The sequence below is a fragment of the Planctomicrobium stercoris genome (assembly GCF_051465655.1).
Lineage (GTDB): Bacteria > Planctomycetota > Planctomycetia > Planctomycetales > Planctomycetaceae > Planctomicrobium.
In genome coordinates this window covers 3,519,002-3,543,916 of record NZ_CP195791.1, presented here as the reverse complement: position 1 = coordinate 3,543,916, position 24,915 = coordinate 3,519,002, and the positions used below count along the sequence as shown (strand labels likewise).

Here is a 24,915-nt window from a genome sequence, read left to right as displayed (position 1 = left end):
GAATCAAAGTTGGGATTCTGAAATGTGTCGCGTGTGCCTGCTGTGCGCCGCGTCCCCGAGAAGCGGGAACGAAGGACTCAACTTAAGTGCGTGTGAGTGCGATTTGCGCACCGCGAGTTTCAAAATTAACAGAAAAATAATCAGCAATGATATGTTCAAATCTAGAGGCAATTGAAAGAAGCGATCGCAATGATGTGTACGAAATGGATGTGCGGACCTGCGAGGACGGATCTCGCGGTGATTTTCCGATCCCTACTGCCTTGAGGAATGAAAATGAATTCGACTGGAATGAAAATGTGCCACTGGCAGGGTTGTATGCCGGCTTTGGCAAGCGACTGAGCTCGGCGGGAGATCTGTTCCGGTCTCCAGAGTATCGCGGCGGATTACTGCTCGCATCGCCGCGAGGGGAATTCAATGCCAGACCAATTACCAAGGGCCAGGAACTAGCCTCACTCGTGGTCGACAGGGTACAAGTGACAAGTTTGAAGAATGGCCGACGACGTCCCGAAAGTATCTCAGGCCGCCATCTGCAGACGATGCTGCGATCTGAGGCCTTCCTGCAACAGTTCCAGCCGGTCGACAAAATTATCGATTCTCCGATTCACTCGGAGGAGTTCGAGTTGCTCGCACCAGGTTACCACGACCTTGGGCCTGACCACAGATACCTCGTCAGGGGAAGTCAGCCAGAGATCAAGAGATCGCAGGACCGGATAACCCAGTTCCTGGATGTGATGGATTTTCAGGACCATTCCGACCGGACAAATGCTGTGGCGGCCGCGCTCACAGTCATGCTCCGGAACATGTGGTTGGGCGGCAAACCTCTGATCGCCGTGACCAGTACCAAGTCTCACGGCGGCAAGGATACCGTCATCGACTTCGCCGTCGGGATCGAAGAACAGGTATCGGTGAGCTACTCCTCCACGGACTGGCCACTGGAGCGGTCCATAGTCGCGACCTTGAATTCGCATCCTCGTCTCGGAGTCATCAGAATCGAGAATATCCGGAGCAATGGCCAGAGCGGACCGATTGCCTCGGCATTTCTGGAGAGGACCATCACTAGTAGCAACCCATGTTTTTACAGTACGACGGGCCACCTGCCGCTGAGCCGTCCAAACGATCTTGTTTTCGCGCTCTCGACGAACGAGGGGAGCCTGTCAGAAGACCTCATGAATCGATCGCTTCCAATCCGCCTGAACCCAGTCGGGAATGTCGCAGATCGATCGAGTCCGATTGGAAATCCAAGATACGACTTCCTGCCGCGATATCGAGATGAGATTGCGGCAGAACTTCGGGGAATGATCGAGCTTTGGAGGGAGCACGGGAAACCGCTTGATTTCAGTGTCAAACACCCTTTTACTGCCTGGGCACAAGCCATCGGTGGAATCCTGAAGGTCAACGATTTCAAGGATTTCCTTCGAAATTATGTATCACGCAAGACGGCGGACGATCCAATCCGCAGGGGGATCGCTCTTCTGGGAGCTCACAAGCCAGGGGAGTGGCTCTCCGCCACCACATGGGCGGAGAACGTCCAGGAGCTTGGACTCCAGAGACAACTGATTGCCAAGGGGAGCAGAGAAAACGATCAGTCCCGGGCTCGAGAAATCGGCATCGTGTTAACCTCTCACCGGGAGGAGACATTCGAGATTGAGACGGATGCCGAGAAGATGGTTTTGCGCCTCGAGAAGAAGCGGGCCAGATTTCATGGCCATCCCCCGGCAACCCGTTACCGGTTTGTGATCACGGAGCGACACGACCTGCCTGTCGAGTCGGATGAGCCTGAGGAAACGGCACAACCACTCTGAGATAAGACGGCGGGATGTCGCACGGGCCGCTGACGCTGGAGTGTGGATTCCACGCCAGCGGCGTCCGTTCGGCCGCCGCTACCTGCTGGTCGTTGATGCTGTGATGGGTCCCCCTGCTGATCCATCACAGAGTCCCGATCGACGCGAGGGTACATCAGGACGGAGAGGACTGCTGCCTCAGACGACAAGCACCAGCAGACGCTCCCGAGATTGCAGCTGGTCGTTCTCGATTACATACGGAACTTTGAACCAACATTAGATAACACTGAAGTAAGGACTCTGAAATGGATTCACACAACATTGATGACGAGGATTCGGAAGGTCTTTGGACGCCACAGGAGAACTTCGATGAAAAGCAAGTCTCATTCTCGTCATTCTCCGGGACAAGCTTGTCTTTCTTCGCGATCGACATGAGGGAATTTAGATTCGTCGGCAACAAAATTGTCCCGCGAATTCCGCCGGAAGAGGAATGGAGAGGATGTGCCCTAGACTTGATCCTTCCCCCAGTGGAGAAAAATGTCCGCCGCCACCGGCCTGAATGGATCAAGAAGTTTTTCGCCGATCATTCTCTGGAAGGGATTGACCGAGCATTTTCGATGATCATGTTCTGGCATGGAAAACTTTCGAATGGGGAACCGCTCACAAATAAAGATCATCGAAAGCGAACCTACCTGAAACGCAAGGTCCGGGTTCTTGCCCGGGATATCCGAATGGACCCTGAAAAGCTCGACTACTGCCTGGCTGAGCTAAAGGACATGGAACTGATCTATATTGAGGGATATCTGGGCGACCCTGACGAAACTCTCAAGATCTGGCTGATCCCCGAAAATGTCGAGAAGGCATATCGCAGCGTGACGGATCCTTGACCGACATTGGGGATAAAACCGGTGAACCGGCACTGAACAATCAAATTGAGTTTTGAATTTTGCGAGATGAAGGACGAGTTAGGAGCACTTTGCCCTCTCTCGTCCTTCCTGACGCATCCTCATCACTCCCGGAAATGACGGCGGTACACTTGTGTGCGCGACGTTCCGATTTATCATCCCAACGTCAGTGCATCAGCCTCTCTTGAGAGATCAACCTTCAGTACCTTGCTGCGCTCAATTTTAAAAGCCGATTCCTGCTGCCACGCTGCGTCAAGAGAGCGGTCAACACATCGGAATCCTTAGCTAGAGTCATAAAGAGAATCTTCGACCCATGATGGCCAGAGCCAGCAATGGATGTGATGAAGAGTGCTCTCCAACGAGCTCCTGCGGAGTGAGATGTCTCTTCAGTCGAACCAGCATGCGTCGCAAGACCGCTCATCACAGCCGCACCACGAATTTCATGTCACAATTTAATCTCGGAAATAGAATCCATGTCTACAGTGATCCTGGATCGTCACAATCAGCATCTCTACATTCATCCCTACGTTCCGGAACTGGAACATCTCCGCACCACCGGATTTGGTATGGAAAATGATGACACCTACGGTTCGGTGATCACACGGCATGCGGTCCGGCTGGTCCACCCGGATCCTGAGAATGCGGGTGGCGGAATCACCGGCCCTGGTCTCGAGCCACTGATCGAAGAGTTTCTCTGGGAGCAGGGCTACGAGGTCAAGCGGACACACTCTCCCCCGGGGAGACTCCCCCGTCCACAATCCGGAATCGCTGATGAGGATCAGGATTCCACGGATCGACGGATGCTCGGATTCATCAGCAAACATGAACGGGGGATCATCCGCTACTTCGATGAGCGGATGCGGCCCAGTCCCGTGTCGCCTGTCCAACTGCTGCGACAGATCATCCTCGCCTGGCCAAGATTACGCATTCTGATCCTCTGTACGGGACAGGAAACGGCCCATCAACTCGGACGCATCCTCCCCGCCGCAGAAGTGATCCGCCCACACACATCCATGGCAAGATGTCCGCGCGTGGTGGTCTGCCCGTACTCGGCAGCGGCCTGCGGCTGCGTGGACGCCAAGACGATCGACATTTGCATCGTCTTTCAGCCTACGGAGTGCTTTTCGCTGCGTCCCACGTTTTCGAGTCATCCTCTGTCTCTGGGCCAGGCCGTTGTCCCCCTGAGAAACCTGTGGCTGGCACAGCTGGGTGAGCAGACTCGCCTGTTCGGCCTCCTGCCGGCAAGCTACCCATTGACGATCCAGCAGCGGGACATCCTGCTGATGTTGTTCGGAGAAAAGGTGCTGACGATCCCCAGGCACGGGATGCTGCAGCGTCAGATCGAGGTCATGTCATTCGAGCACCAGCATCCCTCCTGCAGCAGAAGTCGGGATGTACTCGAGACGAAGCGTCACTGCATCTGGAAATGCAAATCAAGAAACGGCCGTATCGCCAAACTGGCACAGGCGATCTCCGACGGGTCGATCCATCAGTTGAGGGACCTCGGCCCGGAGATTCAGTCAGTGCAGTGGACTCGTGCGGGTCTGCGTGTCGGGATCCTGGCTGACTCGGTGGAGCATGCCTATGCGTTGTCTTTGAAGCTCCCGCAGGCTTCGGTCTCCTTGCATTCATCGGTGAATGATGTCTCACTGAGCGAGAAACAGGTGCAATGGATCACTGACATCCAAGAACGCTCGCCCAGCGACAGCCAAATCGTCATTGCCACCCGGGGGGGATTGGGGCGGATCGAACGTCGGGATGTGCTGATCGATGCGACAGGCAGTCCTGGACCACCCGCTATACCGGACCGACTCCTGGAAACCCGATCCGTCCGTGATCCGCTTTTGCTAATCGACATTGATGACCAAGGGAATGACCTCCTGGAGTCCTGGAGTCGTCGCCGACAGGCGTACCATTCCAGACAGGCGGTCGATTCGACCAGCCCAGCGGAAGCTCTCAAACTGGTCATGGAGGCGGAGTAATGACATTTCTTTCAGACAGCTATTTGCAACGGCCGGTGAGGAAGCAGCTGGAACTCGGAGCGAAGGCGTACCGTGAGCGAAAAGAAAAGCGTGATCGCCGATCGCTCCTGGAACGGAACGCGATCGAGCTGATAGATGTGGCTGGCAGAGAGGCGTTGTATCGTGCTGCTCGGGACTTGCGGGAGTGGGGTGGTCGGGCTCCGGGTCCGGATGGAATCGAGGCCGCCGAAATCTCTCCGATTGATATGGGAGATGTGTGTGACGAGTTGGCAAATTCGATTGCCGCGGGAAACTATCGACCTCAGTCGACCCGAAGTGTTGCGCTGCCGAAGCGGAATGGAGGAGTCCGTGTGCTCCAGTTGAGTAATCTCCGAGACCGGATCGTCAGTAGGGCGCTCTATAACGCCCTGGAGCCGTTCATGGATCAGATGTTCCTCAAGAACTCGTTTGGGTTCCGAAAGCGTCGGGGGACTTGGGAGATGCTGGCTGAGCTGAGTCTCAGCATGCAGCGCGACGATGTGTCTGTGCTCGCGATCGATGACGTCCGGCAGGCTTTCGACAACGTGCCGCTGGAGGAGCTCCAGCGGCGGCTCTCAGAGAGTCAGGAATCCCTGCAATCAACTCAGAATCACTCAGTCCGTGTAAGTGAGGAGGTCCTGCGACTGGCAATGACTATTGCCACCGGCGAAGATGTGAACAATAGGACTGGACTTAAACAGGGATGCAGTTGGTCGCCCATGGCGTTGAATCTGATTTTACATTACGCACACGATCTTCCGCTTCAGGCGGAAGGTCTGTCATCCTGGTTCCGGTATGCCGACAATCTGGTGTACCCGGTACAAGATGTTGTGGCAGGTCAGCAATTGCTGGAACGAGTCAACTCACGACTCCAGATGTCGGGGCTGAACTTGAAAGGGGAGGATGGTGTGGTGGATCTCGCAATCCCAGGGACGACAGCTGACGTCCTCGGATTCAGAGTGAAACTCAATACCGAGAGACAGGTTGTCTTCCTCTTCGGCAAGGATGCCTGGCAAGAGTTCCAGCAACTGCTGCTTGCAGCTCATACGCTCTCCAATCCTGATGATGCTGCAAAACAGTTCGTCAGAGGATGGATCCAGACGTATGGGCCGGCGATGGTGAGGCGTGAGTATGTCACGGACAAGATCTACCACCTGCTCGCACATTACGGTTTGCGGGAGTTCTCCCGGGAATCGATTGGGCGAATGGTGGTGAAGTCTTGGAGACGGTGGGAGCGTCTGTATCACAAGATCTCTCGCCGGAGACAACGGTAACACCACTTGTTGGTTATCCGCGGCTCCGCCTCGCGGAGTTTTTTTGACGGAGTTTGACTCCGATGCCGGCGTGGGAAGTTCACGCCGGCTGTTTTTTTGAAATGCTGGGCGACTTGCAGCAACTTCCATCAAAGCCCATTGAACATTCCGGGAATCAGGGGGGCATCCGTCGTGGTGATGTGATTGTGATGGCTTGCCTTCTCTGTTCTCTGCCTTCAGATTCTGTTGGCGATGTTTGACTGGGGCCAGATAGCATGTGCCGCTGCACTTCAGGAAGAGACAACTGTGAGGAAGTCGGTTGAGGGCCGCTCCGGCGAATCCACTTGATTGCAGGGCGCGATCTGGTGTGAAAGAAACAGGTTCGTCGGGGCATGAACGCCCTCAAGGTAAGCCTGAATGTGGATGCGGATTCCCGGTTGAAAGACCAGCTGATCCAACAGCTCGTCAGGACGTGGCTTCAGGTGCGTGATCTGGCGTTCTGGTGTCCCTGCCCCTCGCGGATTTCCGGATCCCGGCTGTTGCTCCACAGTGGCTGGCCTGTTTTCACGCCCTTCCTTCGTCACGGGGGCGTCAGTTCAGGCTCGTTCGCTCCAGTCCAACGGTTGGATTCAAGCCACAATCGAATTGCTGTCGCTCACTAACCCGGAAATTCTGGTCGGGATGAAGGACTCTGGAGGGCAATTCTGCGCGAATCGACAGGGTCTGGCCGGCAAACTGGCATACCCGAGAAGCTCCTGGCTGGAAATCGTGCGCGCCCGGAGCGCTTCACCAGGAGAATTGACCAGAGTTCGGCACTCAGAACCTGATTCAAAACGTGTCCGTGCAGGATCGATTCGCACAAACCAGCCCAGCCGTCCGCTTCTTCGGACTCCCTGAGCACACGAATTCCAGCATTTTTCGCGAGCTCGAACCGAGAGAATTCGAAACAATGCCATGACAGGGTCAGCAACACTCATCCTTCGCGCGAACGCGTGAGTCAATTTTGAGGTTCCGAAAATTTATCGATGTTGATAAGTATGAGAATTGATGCTTTCGCGATTTGTAGTACACGAAGGACATTCAATGAGCTGGCAGACGCGAGGAACCCGCAAGTATTACTACCGATCGGTACGGATTGGAGACCGGGTCGTACGCCAGTACCTCGGCAGCGGCCCGATGGCCGAGGCCGCTGCAGCAGAGATCCAGAGCCGTCATGAGCGCGGGGTCGCAGACCTGCAGATGATCGAGAAGGAAGTGACGAGGACATATGAGGCGGTCGCACTCTCCAGGAGGCTTGAACAGCGATGTTCCTTCCTTACTGAAGCGGTGCTTCTCTCTCTTGGTTTTCATCAGACAAATTCAGGACCATGGAGGGTCAGACGTCATGCCAGCAAAATCCAGTCAGTCGACAGCCGGGACAACCGCCCCGAAATCCCGGAAGGGGAAAGAGACGCCTGCTGCGAAGGCTCGCAAGCTACGGACTTCGAAGCAGTCACGATCGACTGCTAAAACCCTGAAAAAAACGATCCACCTGACAGGTTATGAGCCGCAAGATCGATTCCTGACCCAAACGCCTGAGGAACAGGAGGCGGAACTCCAGGCATTCATGGCGAAAAACCGGTCTGCGGGAAGTCTCCCCTGCAACATGATCGGGATGGGTTCTGCTGATCCGCAAAACGGGCCAGGTCCGACTCCGGGCGGCGGCGATGCTCAATCGACCGAATCTCCCCCGGCGCCCCCCAGTACCCCTGAAGAAGTCCTCGCGAACCTCGTATTGCGAGCCCGGCTCGGTGATGTCAGTGCGTTACCGGCTCTGCGAGTTGCTTTAGACCACAACCCTCACCTCTGGAACAAGGAGGGAGACATGGCGATCATCTCGCACGCCGCCTGGATCGAGCTGATTGCGGGTCACGATCTGATGCGAAAGGAACAGGTTCGTCGTGGCCTGAACGCCCTCAAGGTGAGCCTGAGCATGGAGGCGGATTCTCCTCTGGAATACCTGTTGATCGAACAGGTCATCAGCACGTGGCTTCAGGTGCATTATCTGGCGAGGACGGAGGCGACGTCCCCGGGGGGCCACCGCAAGTGGGAGGAATTTCGCCTCAAGCGGCTGAATGCCGCGTTCAACCATCATGAAAGGGCGATCAAAGCCCTCGCCGCCATGCAGATGATGCGACCACGTCTCCGCGCGCAAGCGGCATTGCTGTCCGCCACCGCGACTCCTCAGAAAGCCGATCCGTCAGAAGCAGTTCTTTCGAACAGTCCGCCTGCATCCGTGCCGGTGGATTCCGCTGGCGAGACCTATGAGAGCCGGACCCGGAATCGGCTGCGCGCCATTCACGGGGCCGCAGTCACGAACTGATCGCCACTTTTTTCACGACCACAGGAGAGACCGATGACCCAGAAAAGCAAACTTCAGCCCGAGGACGTGAGCCCGCATAACCTCCTTGAGGCGCTCAGCGACAGTCGCAAAATCATGTTCCAGCGCCTGAAGGAGGTGATTGGCCTCGTGGCGGAGAAGTATCATCCGGTGATCGCCGACGCGTTGATCCATTCTGCCTCCAATCCACAGACGGCTCTGATGACCCGCCGGCGTGCGATTCGTCTGCTGCGGTCGACCCTGGTCATGCCCTCCCCTGCGGGCATGATGTGGGCGATGCAGCTCCTGTCGGACCAGGACCGCATATTACGACAGTCCACGATGTCATTCGTGAGAGCGCTGGTGCGGACGGAATTCGAAGCCTCGCAGCCTGACCGCCCTGTGCGCCGGAAGACTCGAACGCCGCGGTACCCACATAATGAGGAATTCTAATTCCGGGATTAAAATGTTGGTCGTGCGATCGTGCCCGGATCGGTGGTGCGAACTCCGAGCTAAAAAAAACGCTCAGCCGACCGGATTCAGGGAAGCACAAGAGTCCTGGCCTCCCTGGATCCGCTGGGGACCCCGGGAGGCCAGGGACTGCTCAGGTCGATACAGCCTAACTGTGCCGGAGGCCGGAGAGGGCATGTTGTTCGATCCAGCAGGTCTCCGCAGCGAGCGCCTGGGAACGGGATCGATAAGGTCCCAGGAGAGGGCCATCGACGGGGGAGAGATCCACCTTCCACTCCCCCTCCACCGTCGGTTCCACATGTGAGGCCCGGCGGATGGAGAGTCTCCCCAGTGCATGCAGGTCGAAGCTCTCGGCATACAGTCCCCGGATCGTCCCCTGGGAAGAGATGAACAGGTTCATGCCTGCCCCCTCAGGATCCGGCGACGGGGACGATCGACCAGCAGGCCATCCAGGACCGACTGGACGCCGGAGAGCTGGGTCGCCATCCGGGTGCGGACAGCGTCCTTCGACCGGACAGCGTGGGGACTGACTCGCCCAACCACCCGCTGGGCCTGCAGGACCAGCTGCTCCAGTTCTTCACTCGAACCGACATTCAGCTCCCGAAATCTTCCGAAGAACGCCTGCAGATTGACCACCGCCGCATCGCGGAACACCTTGGGCTTACCATCCTCATCGCCGCTGAGACGTTCACACAGATGCGACACGAGCTCACTGAACTCCGTCAGGAACGCCTCTTCCGCCAACCGGGCCGCCTCCTCGAACCGTGACTGCATCCGGCGGCACTCCTGCGCGTACAGTTCCGGATTCAGCTGCTGCAGGTAGTCCGGTGGTTCGACCGATGGAAAATCATGCTCGATCAGGAACTGGCCGAGCAGTTCGCTGGGATAGTCCGAGAGGGCGTACAAGTCCCCCAGCCGCTCCTGGGCTCGCTGACGCAATTCCGCAAACCGTGACTGCAGCTGTTCCACGGCGGTCTGCAGTTCGGATTTGAACTCCAGCATCCGGGAGTCAAACGCCTGGATCGAGCACTGGCGGATCAAGCGGATGCCGGGCTCCGGGTAAGGGAGCGACATCCCCTTCCAGTAGGCGATGGTTCGCCCTTTGATCGCGGTGACTGCTTTGAATGCGGGATGAGAAGTATCGAGCAGCTTTTTGCCGGCGGAAAGATACTTCTGTTCGGCACCGAACGCTTCGGCGGCCTGCGCCTTCTGTGCGCGGGTGAGCGTTTTCCGCACACCCAGCCATGTGAATGAGAGCCGCACGGCAGCCATGGTGGCCCGGATCCGCTCCGCGGGGGGAGAGCCGCGAGCGGTTCCGGAAGGATTGACGTGAGTCATCATGAGTTGCTCCTGTTCTGAGGTGATGGATGTGATGATCGCTGCCGGGCTAAGTCGTTAGCCCCAGCTGGTTGCCCTTTCGTCTGTGTCGACCGCCCCTGACTGGAAGCTCATTCCGGATGCGGGTCGCGGGTCCCCGTTCCGTCGCCACGAATGCTTCTGAAGGGCTTCCGGACTCAAGGGCCCCCACTGAGAATCATCCGCAGCTCGGCCTCGTGCTTCTGAACGGCGGTCGGAGAACCCCAGATGCGCAATTGCAGAAAGTGCTCGGGCGTTTCCACAAACCGCATCAGGAAAATCAGCCTGACTTTCTCAATGACGGCAGCTGCTTCATATTCGACACTGTGAGAGCCGGGAACCAGGGAGATCGACTTCTTCAGCACATGAAACTCCTGCAGTTCTTGGCTGAGCTGGGACTGGACGAGTTCCGCATAATCCTCAATCGAATCGAATGTGAAGTCGGCCCTGGATTCGGAACTGAAGCAACACCAGACGTCTTGTGAATTCCGAACCTGGAGAATTTCCCAGACATCCCCATCACTCCCCACCACCGGTTGCCAGTTGCGGGGGAGGACCACGGTATGCAGTCCACTCCTGGATTGGACCCTCCGCCATTCTTGGGGCGCTGGAGAGGGGCTGGTCTCGTCGGTTATGCGCGCCGCGCTCCTCCCGGCATGGATGGCAGGGATCAGCGACGCGAGCAGGATCAGCAAGAAGTACACCCCGAACAGGCTCAGGTTGATGGTCCTCAACCAAGGGACGAGCGGTGCTGCCTGTTGCGGGTTCCGTGGCGCGCGGGCCAGGGCAATCAGCCATCCCAGCAGAGCGCCGAGCTGGGACAGCCCGACACGCCCCTGAACGGACTCGGGAACACCCGAGCCGAACAGTTTCAGGACTAAATTCAGTCCACTGAAACACAGGCCGATAGCGAAAAACAGGATAAAGATCTGACTCCAGGGCCAGGTGCGGGGCGAGCGCCAGGGGTGGGCAGCCGCTGACTCAGTATGTTCTTCATGTTCTTCACTCATGGAAAACCTCTTTCGATCAGAAGGGTGATGGAGATCAGCAGTCCCCCGGAACAATCCCGGCAGGTCTGGGAGCAGCTCCGGAGCACGGGCTGCAGGGGGAGGCAATCCCGCTCAGCTGGCCCGCGAAATGATACTCATCGTCCGTAGAACGATACCGATAGTCAACAGTCAAATACCCGAATGGCCCAGCGAGCGGACATTCTGGTGAGATTTGGACTGCGGGTCCGCACCTTGCGAAAGGAGCAGCAGTACTCCCAGGAACAATTTGCCGCAGCGTGTGGTCTGGATCGCACCTATATCGGCGGCATCGAGCGGGGCGAACGGAACCTCGCCCTCCGCAACATCGAGACGATCGCGCAAACACTGGGCCTGACGATCTCGGAGCTGATGCAGGGACTGTGATTCTTCAGTCCCGGGATGGCCCCACCAGCACGGTAACGATTCTGCCGTGCTTGGCGTTGATGGCCTGATCGAGAGTCGGCGGCTCCCGGAACAGGTGCCCCGAGAGCCAGCGCTCCCCCGCCAGGTCGCAGAGGGCGTATCGGAGTTCGCACTCACTGAGCCATCCCCGCAACGGCCGGAGTTCCCGGGCCGACAGTTCATCACGGAACGGCTCCTCCAGAGACTCCGCCATCGCCTCGATTCCGTGCGGGCCGAACTCCTCTTCAAAATATTGCAATGCGGCTCGCAGGAGTGCGAGGTGTCGGGCAGTGAGCACATCAACCTCCTTCTGTGGGGGATCCTGAAAATTTTGGTGTCATGTCATTCATCGCGTGACGAAACGCGACAGATGAAAAAACGACGCAGGTCTAAAGCTGGTTTTGCAAATAATCTATTACGTTCCGCAGGCGATAATAGGGACTTTCATGCGGTGAAAATCCTGGATCGCCTGCACATGATAGACCAAACTGGTCTAGTTCAGATCCTCCCGGCGGACATTGCGGCGGGAGGATCTGGTCTTGGGAGCAGGACGCTGGTAGATCCCGGGGGTATTCGCGGAGAGGCAACGCCCTGCCGCCCAGCTCCTCAGGTTCTGCACCCGTTCGTGCGCGGTCACGGCGACCGGCACGATGTGCTCGGCCGCCTCCAGGAGCGGTAGCTCCAGCAGCGCTGCCAGCCGGCAGCAGGCGCGGATCTCCGCCCCGGTCCAGTGAGTGTCGTTGGGAACCGGCTGTGCGGGATCCAGGGCATACTGCCGGAGGAACAGCCCCCAGATCGCCTGTCGCTCCTGCGAATTGGGCAGATCCAGGAAGAACACCCCATCAAACCGTTCCGCCCGGGCGAACTCGGGAGGGAGGCGGGTGACATCGTTGGAGGTGCAGACCACGTAGACATCGGAGTCATGATCATTGAGCCAAACCAAAAACGCTCCGAACATCCGGGCGGAGACTCCGCTGTCCGCGTTCCCCGAACTGCCGACACCGGCGAACGCTTTCTCCAGCTCCTCGATCATCAGAATGCAAGGGGCCATCGCATCGATCATCCGCAAGGCCTGCCGAGTCCGCTCCTCCGTCTGACCGACCAGAGAGCCCATCAGCTGTCCGATCTCCAGCATCAGCACCGGCCGACCGACTTCTTTGCCCAATGCCTTACAGAACGCACTCTTCCCGCATCCGGGAGGGGAGAGCAGCAGCACTCCCCGGGCACGGGCCACACTCTGCCTCCCTGCCGAGGGGAGCAGAGACCGCTTGGTAAATGCCTTGAGTGCTGCCAGTCCTCCCAGGCTGGTAAAGTCTTCCTCTCCCTGATGCAGAGTCAGCAGCCCTCCTTTTTTTAGGGTTTGGGTCTTCAGTTCCCAGAGCGCTTCGGGGGTGATGCGTCCGTGGCGAACGAGTGAGAGGCTGTACGCTCCTTCCGCTTCATAGCGGGTCAGCCCCGAAGCGGCATCCAGAATCAGTTCCAGCTCGGCTCCTTCCGGCAGATCTCCCGGATCGGTTCCGATCGCCTGAGCGATCTCCAGGAGCTGTCGTCGATCAGGGAGTTCGTGCTCCAGCACGATGAACAGCTTCTGCAGCTCCGCAGGAATCTGCAGGAGGGGTGAGAGGATGATCAGCATCGTCCGGTTCTGTTTGCCAGCCAGGATCTGCTGGGCCAGGGCCTGCACGATCTCTGCGGATTGCAGAAACCGATGAAAGTTCTCCAGCACCAGGATCGCTGTTCCTTCCGGAGTGGCCAGTGCGTTCAGCGAACGAATGGCGGAGAGGGGATCAACCGGATGGGCGGGGGATGCGGAGAGCGGGTCTGAACCGGAACCGCTCAGGCCCGATTCGAGGTTCCAGTGGGCCAGTTGCCAGTCCTGCTCCCGGCAGAGTTCCGCAATCGTCTGCAGGGCATCCTGATGTTCATGGGAGACGATCCAGATGCCGGTGAAGCAGGCCCGCAGATATTCATTCAAGGTCTGGGCAAGGGTCATGGTCACTCCTGAGTGGGGTGGGAACGTGTCGTCAAAAAACAAAGAACAGGGGAGCGGACGGTCCGCTCGTTCAGAACCCCGGCTCCGGGCTTTCCCCGTGCTGGAGAGCCATCTGCTCCTGGCTGCCCATCGACTGATAAAACTCCCCGGTCAGCTGTTCCTGGAGCGGAAGGCCCAGGGCCTGTTCGAGCTCCCAGCTGGCGGCCCGGCAGCTCTCTCCGGAGAACCCCCGCGTCTGCAGCTGAATCTGGCCCGTCTTCGAAATCAGAATCCGGATCTGGGTCATGCGGCACCTCCGACCTCGAGGGTCAGCTGGATCGTGCCGTCCGGGAGGAGCAGTTCCTGAACGCTGTGCCCTGCTCGCCGGGCTTCCTGCATCGACTTCTCGACGGCATAGGCCTGGAGGAACCGGTCGAGTTGGAGTGGCTCACCCCAGCGGCCGCCGTAGTTGTCAAAGTGCAATTGGCGCTGCTCGATGTCGCAGACCACCGGATACCGCCAGCCGGGGAGCTGGACTCCCCAGCCGGCAGCGGTCGCAGTGAACATTTGGAACTGACCTGAAGTGGGCTCGGGCAGGTGGAGACGCTGGCAGGCGGCCTGGATCGCGATCGGATCGCGAATCTCCACCTGAATCGTAACGATGTGTGACACGCAGGGATCTCCTGAGGGAATAAAATCGAGAGACTGGGAGGACCGACATCGGTCCCCCAAACGAATCCGCCTCGCGAGCCCGTTCGGAAACGGAACTCGCGAGGCGGCGTGAGGAAGGTCATCAAGGCAACGCCCTAAAACCCCCGGCTGAAGGAGAGCGGCCTGGAACTCATCACGACTCGCCGGCGATCAGTTCGGAGGCCAGCAGGTTCAGCGAGAGATCGCGGTCGACCGGAATCCTGCGGAGCCAGCGGGTGAACTGATGGACCATCAGTCCCGCCGCGATCCCCGCGCAGTAGATCGTGCTCCGGGACGTGCAACTGCCGGTCTGCGCTTCCGCAGGAGCGAACAGAGTGTTGCCGTACGCACGGCGGGTCTCCGGATCGCAGGCGGTCAGAACTCGCAGCACTTCCCCCAGCATCCGTCCATCGCACCAGAATGCGGAGCGATCCTGCACCGCTCGCCAGATCGCGGCACGGGTCCGGATCGAATCGACACAGCAGAACACGGCGGACCCGAGCTCCAAGCCAGGACGAAACCGGTCCGCGACTGGAACCACCTGCAACGCCGGATCGATCTGCCAGAGGATCTGCGAGGTCGCATCGACCTTGGTACTCCCGACATCCGCCTGGAAATATCCCTGCGTCGTGATGTTCTGCATCTCCACGCTGTCAAAGTCGACGAGCTGGATCTGCGGGACCCCGATTGCCGCCAGCTGGATGGCCAGCTGTCTGCCGATCGCTCCCACGCCGATCACCGTCGCGGTCAGCCCCTCCAGTTGCTGCCGCGGAACCAGTTCCTGCTGTCTCACCCATCGGTCAGTATTCAAGATCCCCTCCTGGCAACCTGCGTTGCCGGTTCCCGTGTCGATCCGCAAACGTCCGTGCCTCAAACAGCCAGGCAGGGTCGGACGCATCGTCCAGGGGCCACCCTTCCCGGACATCGAACAGGTCATCCAGCCAGGATTCCTCCAGGCACGGCTCCTGAAAGATCACCTGCTGGTCATACTCCGCATCCCAGACCTGAATGCATCCATTCGGGATCGGTCCAGGCGACTCCACCTGGACCTGCATCGGAATCCGCAGTCCCCCGTTCCGCTGCCGGAGTTCAGCGAACGTGGCCTCGTTCCGGGCGAGGATGAACATCACCCCCCAGTCACAGGCTCCAAAGCACCGCTCGAACGTCTCCTCATCCACCGCGCTGGGGAGCGGACACTCACCCGGATGCGTGTGAATCCAGATTCGGCCGAACTGCTCAGGCCGCAGTCCCTGGTCGACCTGTTCATCAAAGAAGTCGGCGACAGCGACATCATCGAACTTGACGGTGATGGCGGTGCAGTGTTGCCGGATCAGCTGCACATCCCTTACCCGGAACAGGTCCTCGGGATCGGAGATCCCGAACCCGCCCACTTCGGTCGGTCCCCGGTCACGCAGGTGCCGGAGCTTCGACCAGGCGGTGTGTGTCAGGCGCAGCGCTGGAGCCTGACAGCGTTTCCGACGAGGTCGTCGCAGCAGCCTCCTGGCAATGATCCTCTTCATCATCCTCTTCCAGCGAGCGCTGGACGGAGTTTTGTTCCTCAAGACACGCATCACAAAGTCCTTCGTTCAGACAGGAAGCACAAAACGGTTGATCGCAGTCCGGGCAGTCGCTCAGACAGCGGGAACAGAATGGCTGTCCGCATGCCTCGCAGCTGGCTTCGCACTCGCTGCACAGGTCGACGCTGCAGTTCTCACAGCTTTTGGCACAGCGGGAGCAGAGAGTCACCTCACAGCGACCACAGGAGTACGCATCCTCCTCCCCGGTGTTGTCGTCACAGTCGTGACAAGGGACACCGTCCCATTCGCTGAGCGCGATATAGGCAGAGGAGGGGTTATAGGTGTTCAGGATCCCGTGAATGATCAGGAATGCATCGCAGAGCCGCCCCTGAGCGAACGCCGTCCGCAGGGGGACCTGTCCTTCCCCTTCGCAGAGAACGTTGCCGCTGACATGCGGATGCGTCGTCTCGCTGCTGCACCCGGCGGGATGTGGATCCAGGGCAATGACCTCGTAAGGCCGGGTTCGTCCCAGGTCAGCGATCTTCAGCCGAATGTCAAACCGGCCCAGGTCGATCCCCTCCAGCACGATCGCTGCCGTCTGGACGGTGATCAGCCCTTCCCGGAGCTGGATCGAGACCGATTCAAATTCTTCATGGAGGTGCTGAAGTTCCTCAAAAAGGCTGCGGAGTGACGGCAGCGGAGGAGCGGTCCCCTGCTCTGCCTCAGCCCGGAGGCTCAGCCGAATCCGGTCCGAGAGTTCTTCCAGCTGGCGGTTGGACCGCTCTCGCAGGAGCTGCTGGGCTTGCAACAGTCCGTTCCGGTGAGCCAGCTGCCGTCGCCGGATCGACCTGGTGAGTTCCTGCCAGAGATCCAGGGGGAGGAATGGAAGCGGAGGTGGGGCACAGCGGGAGTGGTAATGGTGTCGCAGTCGACCGGCGGTCCGGCTCAGGAGCCGGAGTTGATCCTGGTGCATGCGGGAGTCTCCTCAGTAAAAAGGCCCCTGGCAGTACTGCCAGGGGCCGGGGAACGGGGATATCGAACCAGGTCAGGTGGCCCCCTCAATCTTGACGGGGGTCAGGGAGACGCGGTCACCCGGCTGCAGGACCTGGCCCTGGGCAGCAGGTTGCCGGTTGATCCGGATCAGGTAGTCACGTGGTTGGGCGTGAGGAAGTCGGTCGGAGAACAGTTGGGAAATGGTCTGTCCTGCAGGAATCTCGATGTGGTCGGCGAACCCGCCGCCATCGTTGTTGATCAGGAGAATGCGCATGGGGAAATCTCTTTCTGAAGAATGAAAACAAACACCGCCACTGGTCTCAGCGGCGGCGTTTGCGGTCCGGTCGGATCTGGCCGGAATGCAGGGCACTGGCCAGCAGGGCGGAGGCCAGGATCCAGAACACGATCCAGGACCGCACGAGGTACGCCACCGTGCCGGCGATCAGCAGGATCGCGTGCACGGCTGCGGCATTCAGCTTGTGTCGGGCACCCATCAGGGGCTGGCTTCCGTTAAGAGAGAATGGGAGAGGCACGCCGTTGCCGGAACAGCGCTACATTGCGCTGGGCATCGACCTCATCCCAGTCGAGATAGTGGGCCTCGGGATCCGGTGCGGAGGACAACGTCACAAATCCCATGTGGGAGATGGTGGCGAGGCGTTCTCCGGTGATGCGGGCGATGGCACGATTGAGTTCACGCTGGTTCATGATTGGAATCTCCTGGAGTGAGGGACATGAAAAAACTCCCCGGTTGGGGAGTCGTCGAAAAGTCAGGTTCTGTTCAGCAACTGCGAATCAGTAATCGTCGGGGAGTAACACGGTTGTCACCGAGCGGTCCGCTTCGGTGATCACCCAGAAGCGGACGCCCGCCGCGGAGTGATAAACCGAGAAGAGTCGCTCGGTAGACTGCAGCGCCTGATCATTGGCGGCAGCATCCTCAGGCCCGCAGTCACCCCAATCCCCCTGAAAATGGCGAGTCAGCGCCGTCTGGATGTCGGTGGAAGTCAGGACTTCCAGCGCAGCGGGAGTACTGACCAACTGGCCGCCAGGAAACCGGGTTGTGGCGGCAGAGGAAGGTGTCGGCAACGCGATCATGAGGGTCTCCTGAAAGTGAGGGATGGGTGTCGAAAATCCCCAAGGAAGCCACTTGGTCCGGAAAAATCGCTCGAAAAGCACGGGTTTTGCGAACGCGGAAAGCTAAGCCACGGGGGTCACTGATTATGACGCAAAATCGGATGATATTTAGTGAAGGGTGACCTGGAGAGAGGGATCAAAACGCCGAGTCGGTCGTTGCTTGATGAGAGGTTCTGGTCCGGCTTCAGAACTTGTGGATGGTCATTCTCGCTGTCGGAGTCGAGTCAGGAGTGAGGAGAGACAGACGATGATGGATGCTCGCGGGATTGCATTCTTCGAGCTCGCGATTGATGATGATCGTCGCTGCGGCCTCGTGCCGCGCGGGGAGACTGCCGAGACTGGCCCGTATTCGGCAGTCTCTTTTTTTATGGGTCCAGCGCGTCACCATGACCGCACCGAACGTCCTGAAGGCTGACTTTCGTCGGTTAAGGAAGCAAACCCCAACTCCAAACTGATCTTCGCACAGGCTCCGCTATATGGATCACATCTCGACGTGGCGTTCGAGAGCGTCACCGCGGGGTTCGTGGAACCGGCTGATTCGCGTCGAGGTCCTCAAAGGGGAGCGTATCGGTACTGAACGCGTCGAGACGCCCAAAGCCAGCATTCCTGCCCATTTGTCCGTTGACAACTGTCAAAAATCGATTGAATTGAGCAGAGATGTTGAAACAGTCGCATCAGGATCAATGACAAGGAGCAGTCGATGGCGAAGAAGAAAGCAAAGACGACAAACGCTGATGCCAAAGCTGGATTGCAGATGATGGGAGGAGCCGCTGCAGGAGCGGCCGCCGGTGCACTCCTGGGCCCGGTCAGCGCCGCAGTGGGAGCCGTTGTCGGTGGGCTGGCTGGTTCGAATGCCGACCGAATCGCCGAATCGGGTGTGGTCAAAAAGCTCACCTCGGGAGCGAAGAAGTCGCTGAAGACAACATTTGCTAAGAAATCCTCCAAGTCACCTGCGAAGAAAGCCAAGACCGCCAAAGCCAGCAAGAAGAAGGGTTCACCCAAAGCCGCGTCTCCTAAGAAGAAGAAAGCCAAACGCAAGACATAACGGCAGCGGAATCAGCGTCACAAGGGTGATCGCTGTCCTGCTGTCGCTGAAACTCTGACTGACTTTGACAAACATCCGCCTGTCGGGTGAGCTCGCGTTTTGGAATTTGATGTGCCTCGCAAGTTTGGTTTGATCTGCCTGGGAACCGGTCCTGCTGCCTCAACCGTGGCGACGACCTGTGCCAAAGAGGGATGGGACGTCGCGGTTGTGGAATCGCGTGAATTCGGGGGAACCTGCGCCCTGCGCGGATGCAATCCCAAGAAAGTCTTTTCGAACGCCGCAGCACTCGTCGGTCAGATGCAGCAGGCCCTGGGCCGGTTAGCACGGGGGAACCAGATCCGGATCGAGTGGTCGGATCTCGTCAGGTTTCAGCATGAATTCACAGCTCCGGTCCGAGAGCAGACTGAAGACAAGCTGCGGAAGCGGAAAATCGCCACGTTTCACGGACTTGCGCAGTTTGAGAGCGAACGGGTGATTCGAGTTGGGGAAGACCTGCTGCAGGCCGACTTCATTTTCATTGGGGTGGGTGCCAATCCGGTTCCTCTTCAAATCCCCGGTGAAGAGTTCGTTGTCACGAGCGATGAGTTCATGGAACGACGAACCTTGCCGGATCGCGTGCTGTTTCTGGGTGGCGGGTACATCTCGTTCGAGTTCGCTCATGCCGCTGCGCGAGCTGGAGCCGCAGCCACGATTGTCGACCGGCATCCTCTCCCCCTGAAATCGTTTGATCCCGATCTGGTGGAACTGCTGGTGAAATGCTCACAAGACGCCAGCATCGAGGTGCTCACGAACTCAGAAGCGAAATCCATCGAACGGAAAGGTGGTCAGCTTCAGGTGATGTTGAAGTCGCCTGCAGGCGAAAGAACGGTAAGCACGGACATGGTCGTTCACGGGGGCGGGCGGGTGCCGAATCTGAATGGCTTGAACCTGCCAGCAGGCGACATCGCCGTTGGAAAACAGGGCATCGCGGTCAATGAGTTTCTGCAAAGCACCACCAACCCGACTGTTTTTGCTGCCGGAGACTGTGCAGACACGGGAGTTCCGAAATTGACAACGACGGCCGAGGCATCAGCGCGAGTGGCCGCTTCGAATCTACTCCGTAGTCGATCATTGACCTCTGACAAGACGTCTAGCAGCGAGCACAACAACCGATTGCAGAAAGTGAAATACGGCCCTGTTCCCCAGGTCGTGTTCAGCGTCCCTCCACTGGCTGCGGTCGGGCTTTCCGAAGCAGATGCTCGGAATCAGGGATTCGAATTGGACGTCCGGTTTCAGGATCTTTCCACCAAGGGAGAAGTTCGCAAGCTGTGCAGCCCTGCTGCGGCCTGCAAGGTCATTGTGGATCGCCGATCAGACCGCATTCTTGGTGCTCACATTCTTGGACCGCATGCCGAAGAGGTCATCAATCTGTTCGCTCTGGCGATTCACTCTCACACGACATCTGCCCAATTGAAATCGATGTTGCTGGCTTACCCGACGATGACGGCGGAATACCTGCGAGTGCTGTAGATTGGATACAGGACCAGGTGAGCGCTGACGGCCGCGTCCCCATCGCTGTTCTGGCCCGTAAGGATCCATGGAGATTGGCGCATTGACAGCGGATTCGGTAGATTGAATCAGATGTCTCAATCAATTCTGTCCACAAGCAAATTTCTGAGTCTGATCCTCCGCCACAATCCCGAGCTTATTGGCCTGGAACTTGATCGCCACGGATGGGCTGACATCAAAACATTGATTCGCGCAGCCAATCAAAGGGGCAAGCACCTGGATCTCGAACTGTTATGGCAAGTTGTGCATGAAAACGATAAGCAGCGGTTCGTCATCAGCGAGGATGGTCAACGCATTCGCGCCAATCAGGGCCATTCGCTGAACGTCGATCTTGCGCTGGAGTCACAGGTGCCGCCAGAATTGCTTTATCATGGCACTGTCAGAAAATTCCTTCCCCTGATTCTGGAGCGGGGACTGATACCCGGATCCCGACAGCATGTCCATCTGTCGGCGGATCTTCGGACTGCCGAATCCGTTGGTAAACGACGTGGCGAGCCGGTGATCCTCACCATTGCTGCTGCGGAAATGTACGCTGCTGGGAACGAATTCTACTTGTCACAGAACGGTGTCTGGCTGACATATCATGTTCCCAGACAGTTCATCAAAAGTCTGGAGCGCTGAAATTCTGGTCATTACAAAGTTTCCTTCAAGAGTCACGGTGAGCTTCTGACTCCTCGAACGAGCGTGCATCTCCCGCCTTCACTTGATCTCGTTGCGGCCCGACAACGATCGATCACACTCGAGCAGGCTAGATAGTATGGACATTCAAAATGATCTGGTGACGAGTACGGCGAGCCAGAGAAAGCCTGCATGATTGCAGGCTTTCTTCTCGTAACGGGTAGCCACTCTCCGGCACCGTTTCATTCGACAGAAGAAGCGTTCAATGACATTGCGGTGTTTGAGCGGATGGGTCGTCTCGAAATGAGCGGACACCCGGGCAGAATACCAGAAGATCGTCAGATTGACGGCGTAACTGTCTGAGGTCAGTACAAACGTCACCTATTCTAAGTACTGTCGTTGCGAGTCTACTATGTCGCTCTCAGGGTCTCTTGGTTTACCTTCGCGAAATCTTGCAGCTTGCCGAGGGGGGGTTTCCCTGAAATTCAGCCGAGCGGGCGTCGAGAATGCCTTGACGACCACAATCGCCTCTTGCATGATTCCATCCTGTCAGCCAGTTCTTCGACTATGCAATTAGCAAAAACTTATTCCCTCAATCGCCAAATCCAGGGGTTCGGCGTCCGCTGATCAGGAGCGGATACGATTGCTCACTGGAATTATCCGTGAGCGTAATCCTGGGATACTTACCTCCGTCCATCCAAGCGGGATAATTTCCTGCCAAGTTTGAGGATGCCTCAAACTTTGGATGCTCAGTCTGCTGAGTGCCTTTACCGATCTCGATCCAAGATGGCCTGCCTAAGATGCGTCTACACATACAGCTTCTCAGTGTCTTGAAACTACGAGTTTGTCTGGCCGCTGCCCATGAGAAGGTTAGGAGGTCATTAACCTTCACAGTCTCACTCTTCCGATCGCCAGCGATCATTCTCTTACTAGCAAGGCGTTTAAGATGAGTAGCCCGCTTTTTGTTTTGTCGAAAGACGAGAGACACAACACGCAATCGTTCAATCGCACCGATTATTTGAACAAAAAGCAACTAAAGGAAGAGGGATGGACAGACCGGCACATCCTTCGCTTTTTACCGCAACCGGATCGAACCGGAAGAAACTGCCTCGAATGTCTATACCTGCGGAGCCGCGTGGATGCTGTTTTCAATTCCGATAACTTTCCTCGCAACGAAATTGAGTGTCTCTTCCGACAGAGGAAACTTCGCAAAGCGGGGATCCAAGTCGAAATCGAGCGGCTCGTTGAGGCTCACCCGACTGTGCCGAGGCACTTGATCGAGGACGCCGTAAGATGGGTGAATTGTAAACATCGAGACGGTCTCGATTACCAAAGAAGAGTTGCCCCTGCTGATTACTGGCGACAGCTTGGATATCAAACAGACGGCTCAGCTCACAAATACATTTTCGACGGGCCAACACTGATTCCTGTCTACTTCAAAGATCAGCTGCGAGAACTCCCGGACGGCAGAACCCCTGAAGAGATTTGGGGACTGTACTTCGAACGGCATGACTCTGCTGAAGTTGCCCTGGCAGAGTTACTGCGATTCGCAAATCGACTTCAGAAGGTAATTCCTTTGACGGGGCTCTATCCCCTGAAGGACTTGTGGATCGAGGCAAACCAGGACAACCTCGTCGATGGGCGGGTCGCGAGGTCGGAACGTAAGAATTGCTGGACTTGCAATGGAACTGGGCGACGGTCGAATGCTGACTGCGACAAGTGCGGCAGGACTGGCGTGTATTCAGATCGTACACTCTATGAGCATTGGTTCATGATCACGGGGCGAGAATATTGTTACCATAGTTATACCCGGCCACGAATCATCAGTGACACCCCCGGAGCTGACCTCAGAACATATGGAGGTCCGTTCCAGGCCTGTGATCTCCCACTCCCACCTCAATCGCTCATCGTCAGAGCGGTCCGGATCGGCCTCATTGAGATTCTTGGCCGCAATTTGCCCGAAGTTGACGTAAGCCGACGTATCAGGCGTTACTAACCGTGCATACCTCTCGAAGGGATCTCCTTTTAAACAAGTCCCCTTCAATGAAACTTCGGTAGATTCGAGGAGGGATTGGCTGAGACACCTTCCTGTGAAAGTGTTCCGGGTGTCTTGGCAGCAGCTGGTTGGGCGATCTGCCGGACACCGCATATGATCTGGTCCATACCCTGAATGGGACTCCAATCGAGCGGGTCATTCGGATCGCCAGCCGCTGTTAGATCATTGAAGAATGTTCGAGCAAAGGAAGCCGCAATCTGGACTGAATAATAATCAGTATGCAGTCCGTCCTTGGCGGTGGTCGGCACATCACGCTTGTGAAACAGGCATCAGGAACACGATGCCACCACAAAGCAAGGCTCACTGGAAAGGGGAACATGTTGACTCTGGAACACCTCCGGGAACGTTGTCGCACAGGTAAGTCCTTTGACTACCTGTATTTCTGGGGACATCAGTCCAGAAAAGACGGCAAGGTCACGAAATCCTGCTTCAGCCAATGGTATCCCTCTCCATTTGAGATTGGTGAGATCCTTTATCCCACCGCTGAACACTGGATGATGGCCTCAAAGGCCCGACTTTTCGATGACACGGATACAGCAAATCGGATTGTTGAGTCCTCTGATCCGAAAATCGCCAAAGAACTCGGACGGACGGTCAGCAATTTTCAACAGTTGGTTTGGCAGGAAAATGCCAGAGACCTTGTGATGACTGGCAATTTGGCGAAATTCAGTCAGAACAACGATCTTGGACAATTTCTGGTTAATACAGGTGAAACAATTCTGGTCGAGGCCAGCCCAAATGATCGTATCTGGGGGATCGGTCTCAAAGCAGAAGATGAGCGATCGATGGATCCTGAGACCTGGTTGGGCGAGAACTGGCTCGGATTTGCACTGATGAATGTGCGAGACGAAATGAGAAATCGAGTGAATGCCTGAAAGACTTCGAGTCACTCTCCATCAACAGAATTCGCACCGAAATTGCACATCGATTCAGGGAATCAGATGAAAATCGATTTGACACCCGTCTTGAATGCCGTTCTGCAAGACTACCATCTCCCTCTGAATGGCGATCACGGTGTCTCCCACTGGGCACGGGTGCTGGACAACGGTTTGCGACTCGCTGAAGAAACTGGAGCTGATGTGACTGTCGTGTCGCTTTTCGCAGTCCTGCACGACTCCCGTCGCATCAATGAAGTGCATGATCCTGATCACGGTCCTCGAGCGGCAATCTTTGCGAGGGAACTAAGAGGGAACGTCCTTGATCTGGGTGACTACCTGTTCTCACTTCTTTCCCGAGCCTGCGAAGGGCACACTCACGAGCGGACACATCCCGACATCACCATCCAAACCTGCTGGGACGCCGACCGACTCGATCTGGGCCGAGTCGGCATTCAACCACACCCTTCCCGGCTTTGCACTGAAGTCGCCAAACGTCCCGAAATCCTCAAATGGGCCGATGGTCGAGGATGCTTTCGAGTCGTTCCAGATTTTGTCCTGGAGGAATGGGGAATTGATTTGGAGAAGGAGACGAGGTGGTGAGTATTGATCCACAGAGCTTCGACGACCGCAAATTCTTCAACGAATGCTCCAGAGATTTTTCCTCGGTGCGTTTGAAAACAGTGAAGTATGCCTATTTGGCGGCATCCCCCGAGCACTGGTTTCAGGTGGAGGGATTGTCTTGCCTCAATACTCATTGTGGAACTGTAGGGCTGGCTGGCGGAACGACCGCGTTCCCAGCGTGGCACGCTCTTTATGAGAGGAGAAAGACGGCCCCAACCGACCAGATGACTTCGTTGCTGTGATCCATGTCATTGGCCTTCAACATCGAGTCGCCTACCACTTCTGAAGACT

At 57.3% G+C, this 24,915-nt stretch carries 28 protein-coding genes; 14 read left to right on the top strand and 14 right to left on the bottom strand.

Annotation, left to right across the window (positions count from 1 at the left end; genetic code table 11):
* Nucleotides 1-296 precede the first annotated feature (296 nt).
* The 7 genes from SH661x_RS14430 (at nt 297) to SH661x_RS14400 (ending at nt 8,751) form a co-directional block, all read left to right on the top strand.
* Nucleotides 297-1,802, top strand: a complete 1,506-nt coding sequence (locus tag SH661x_RS14430) for a hypothetical protein (protein WP_437222666.1) — start codon at nt 297-299, stop codon at nt 1,800-1,802.
* A gap of 491 nt (nt 1,803-2,293) precedes the next feature.
* Nucleotides 2,294-2,668 (top strand): hypothetical protein, encoded by a 375-nt coding sequence (locus tag SH661x_RS14425; protein WP_437222664.1) that lies wholly within the window; start codon nt 2,294-2,296, stop codon nt 2,666-2,668.
* A gap of 491 nt (nt 2,669-3,159) precedes the next feature.
* A complete protein-coding gene (locus SH661x_RS14420) occupies nt 3,160-4,668 on the top strand; it encodes a hypothetical protein (RefSeq protein WP_437222662.1) in 1,509 nt (502 codons plus the stop codon).
* Entirely contained in the window at nt 4,668-5,960 is a 1,293-nt protein-coding gene (locus tag SH661x_RS14415) for a reverse transcriptase domain-containing protein (RefSeq protein WP_437222660.1), read from the top strand. Before SH661x_RS14420 ends, SH661x_RS14415 begins: the two co-directional genes overlap by 1 nt.
* 1,062 nt (nt 5,961-7,022) lie before the next feature.
* On the top strand, nt 7,023-7,448 hold the full coding sequence (locus SH661x_RS14410) for a hypothetical protein (protein WP_437222658.1): 426 nt from the start codon (nt 7,023-7,025) through the stop codon (nt 7,446-7,448).
* A gap of 97 nt (nt 7,449-7,545) precedes the next feature.
* A complete protein-coding gene (locus SH661x_RS14405; protein WP_437222656.1) occupies nt 7,546-8,301 on the top strand; it encodes a hypothetical protein in 756 nt (251 codons plus the stop codon).
* A gap of 33 nt (nt 8,302-8,334) precedes the next feature.
* Complete coding sequence (locus tag SH661x_RS14400) at nt 8,335-8,751, top strand: hypothetical protein (protein ID WP_437222654.1); 417 nt, start codon at nt 8,335-8,337, stop codon at nt 8,749-8,751.
* Nucleotides 8,752-8,917: 166 nt separating this feature from the next.
* Here SH661x_RS14400 and SH661x_RS14395 read toward each other — a convergent pair whose 3' ends face one another.
* The 3 genes from SH661x_RS14395 to SH661x_RS14385 form a co-directional block, all read right to left on the bottom strand.
* Nucleotides 8,918-9,169, bottom strand: coding sequence for a hypothetical protein (locus SH661x_RS14395; RefSeq protein WP_437222652.1), 252 nt, complete (start codon nt 9,167-9,169; stop codon nt 8,918-8,920).
* Nucleotides 9,166-10,110 carry a hypothetical protein gene (locus tag SH661x_RS14390; RefSeq protein ID WP_437222650.1) on the bottom strand — a complete coding sequence of 315 codons (945 nt, stop codon included), beginning with the start codon at nt 10,108-10,110 and terminating at the stop codon, nt 9,166-9,168. The genes SH661x_RS14395 and SH661x_RS14390 overlap by 4 nt, the downstream gene beginning before the upstream one ends.
* A gap of 173 nt (nt 10,111-10,283) precedes the next feature.
* The gene (locus tag SH661x_RS14385; protein ID WP_437222648.1) at nt 10,284-11,135 is read right to left on the bottom strand and encodes a hypothetical protein; all 852 of its coding nucleotides are present in this window, start codon (nt 11,133-11,135) and stop codon (nt 10,284-10,286) included.
* A gap of 180 nt (nt 11,136-11,315) precedes the next feature.
* On the opposite strand from SH661x_RS14385, the gene SH661x_RS14380 reads away from it, so the two are divergent.
* Nucleotides 11,316-11,537, top strand: coding sequence for a helix-turn-helix domain-containing protein (locus SH661x_RS14380; RefSeq protein WP_437222645.1), 222 nt, complete (start codon nt 11,316-11,318; stop codon nt 11,535-11,537).
* Between the two features lie 4 nt (nt 11,538-11,541).
* On the opposite strand, the gene SH661x_RS14375 is transcribed toward SH661x_RS14380, so the two are convergent.
* From SH661x_RS14375 to SH661x_RS14325, 11 genes are all read right to left on the bottom strand, one after another.
* Nucleotides 11,542-11,853: a hypothetical protein gene (locus SH661x_RS14375; RefSeq protein ID WP_437222642.1), complete on the bottom strand. Its 312-nt coding sequence runs from the start codon at nt 11,851-11,853 to the stop codon at nt 11,542-11,544.
* A gap of 195 nt (nt 11,854-12,048) precedes the next feature.
* Nucleotides 12,049-13,548: an AAA family ATPase gene (locus SH661x_RS14370; protein WP_437222639.1), complete on the bottom strand. Its 1,500-nt coding sequence runs from the start codon at nt 13,546-13,548 to the stop codon at nt 12,049-12,051.
* Between the two features lie 70 nt (nt 13,549-13,618).
* The gene (locus SH661x_RS14365; RefSeq protein ID WP_437222637.1) at nt 13,619-13,834 is read right to left on the bottom strand and encodes a DUF2997 domain-containing protein; all 216 of its coding nucleotides are present in this window, start codon (nt 13,832-13,834) and stop codon (nt 13,619-13,621) included.
* On the bottom strand, nt 13,831-14,199 hold the full coding sequence (locus SH661x_RS14360) for a DUF1257 domain-containing protein (RefSeq protein WP_437222635.1): 369 nt from the start codon (nt 14,197-14,199) through the stop codon (nt 13,831-13,833). The genes SH661x_RS14365 and SH661x_RS14360 overlap by 4 nt, the downstream gene beginning before the upstream one ends.
* A 172-nt stretch (nt 14,200-14,371) precedes the next feature.
* Nucleotides 14,372-15,028 (bottom strand): ThiF family adenylyltransferase, encoded by a 657-nt coding sequence (locus SH661x_RS14355; protein ID WP_437222632.1) that lies wholly within the window; start codon nt 15,026-15,028, stop codon nt 14,372-14,374.
* On the bottom strand, nt 15,018-15,608 hold the full coding sequence (locus tag SH661x_RS14350) for a hypothetical protein (protein ID WP_437222629.1): 591 nt from the start codon (nt 15,606-15,608) through the stop codon (nt 15,018-15,020). The genes SH661x_RS14355 and SH661x_RS14350 overlap by 11 nt, the downstream gene beginning before the upstream one ends.
* A 16-nt stretch (nt 15,609-15,624) precedes the next feature.
* Nucleotides 15,625-16,707: a hypothetical protein gene (locus SH661x_RS14345; protein ID WP_437222627.1), complete on the bottom strand. Its 1,083-nt coding sequence runs from the start codon at nt 16,705-16,707 to the stop codon at nt 15,625-15,627.
* 72 nt (nt 16,708-16,779) lie between these two features.
* Nucleotides 16,780-17,001: a MoaD/ThiS family protein gene (locus tag SH661x_RS14340; protein WP_437222625.1), complete on the bottom strand. Its 222-nt coding sequence runs from the start codon at nt 16,999-17,001 to the stop codon at nt 16,780-16,782.
* A gap of 46 nt (nt 17,002-17,047) precedes the next feature.
* Nucleotides 17,048-17,221 (bottom strand): hypothetical protein, encoded by a 174-nt coding sequence (locus SH661x_RS14335; RefSeq protein ID WP_437222623.1) that lies wholly within the window; start codon nt 17,219-17,221, stop codon nt 17,048-17,050.
* A gap of 16 nt (nt 17,222-17,237) precedes the next feature.
* Nucleotides 17,238-17,432, bottom strand: a complete 195-nt coding sequence (locus SH661x_RS14330) for a hypothetical protein (RefSeq protein ID WP_437222621.1) — start codon at nt 17,430-17,432, stop codon at nt 17,238-17,240.
* 87 nt (nt 17,433-17,519) lie between these two features.
* Nucleotides 17,520-17,819: a hypothetical protein gene (locus SH661x_RS14325; RefSeq protein WP_437222619.1), complete on the bottom strand. Its 300-nt coding sequence runs from the start codon at nt 17,817-17,819 to the stop codon at nt 17,520-17,522.
* A 739-nt stretch (nt 17,820-18,558) separates the two neighbouring features.
* On the opposite strand from SH661x_RS14325, the gene SH661x_RS14320 reads away from it, so the two are divergent.
* From SH661x_RS14320 to SH661x_RS14295, 6 genes are all read left to right on the top strand, one after another.
* Nucleotides 18,559-18,903 (top strand): hypothetical protein, encoded by a 345-nt coding sequence (locus tag SH661x_RS14320; RefSeq protein WP_437222617.1) that lies wholly within the window; start codon nt 18,559-18,561, stop codon nt 18,901-18,903.
* A gap of 111 nt (nt 18,904-19,014) precedes the next feature.
* Nucleotides 19,015-20,412, top strand: coding sequence for a dihydrolipoyl dehydrogenase family protein (locus tag SH661x_RS14315; protein WP_437222614.1), 1,398 nt, complete (start codon nt 19,015-19,017; stop codon nt 20,410-20,412).
* Between the two features lie 111 nt (nt 20,413-20,523).
* Complete coding sequence (locus tag SH661x_RS14310) at nt 20,524-21,072, top strand: RNA 2'-phosphotransferase (protein WP_437222612.1); 549 nt, start codon at nt 20,524-20,526, stop codon at nt 21,070-21,072.
* Nucleotides 21,073-23,442: 2,370 nt separating this feature from the next.
* Nucleotides 23,443-24,000: an NADAR family protein gene (locus SH661x_RS14305; RefSeq protein WP_437222609.1), complete on the top strand. Its 558-nt coding sequence runs from the start codon at nt 23,443-23,445 to the stop codon at nt 23,998-24,000.
* A 66-nt stretch (nt 24,001-24,066) separates the two neighbouring features.
* Nucleotides 24,067-24,603, top strand: coding sequence for a hypothetical protein (locus tag SH661x_RS14300; protein ID WP_437222606.1), 537 nt, complete (start codon nt 24,067-24,069; stop codon nt 24,601-24,603).
* A complete protein-coding gene (locus tag SH661x_RS14295; protein ID WP_437222604.1) occupies nt 24,600-24,866 on the top strand; it encodes a hypothetical protein in 267 nt (88 codons plus the stop codon). The genes SH661x_RS14300 and SH661x_RS14295 overlap by 4 nt, the downstream gene beginning before the upstream one ends.
* Nucleotides 24,867-24,915: the final 49 nt, after the last annotated feature.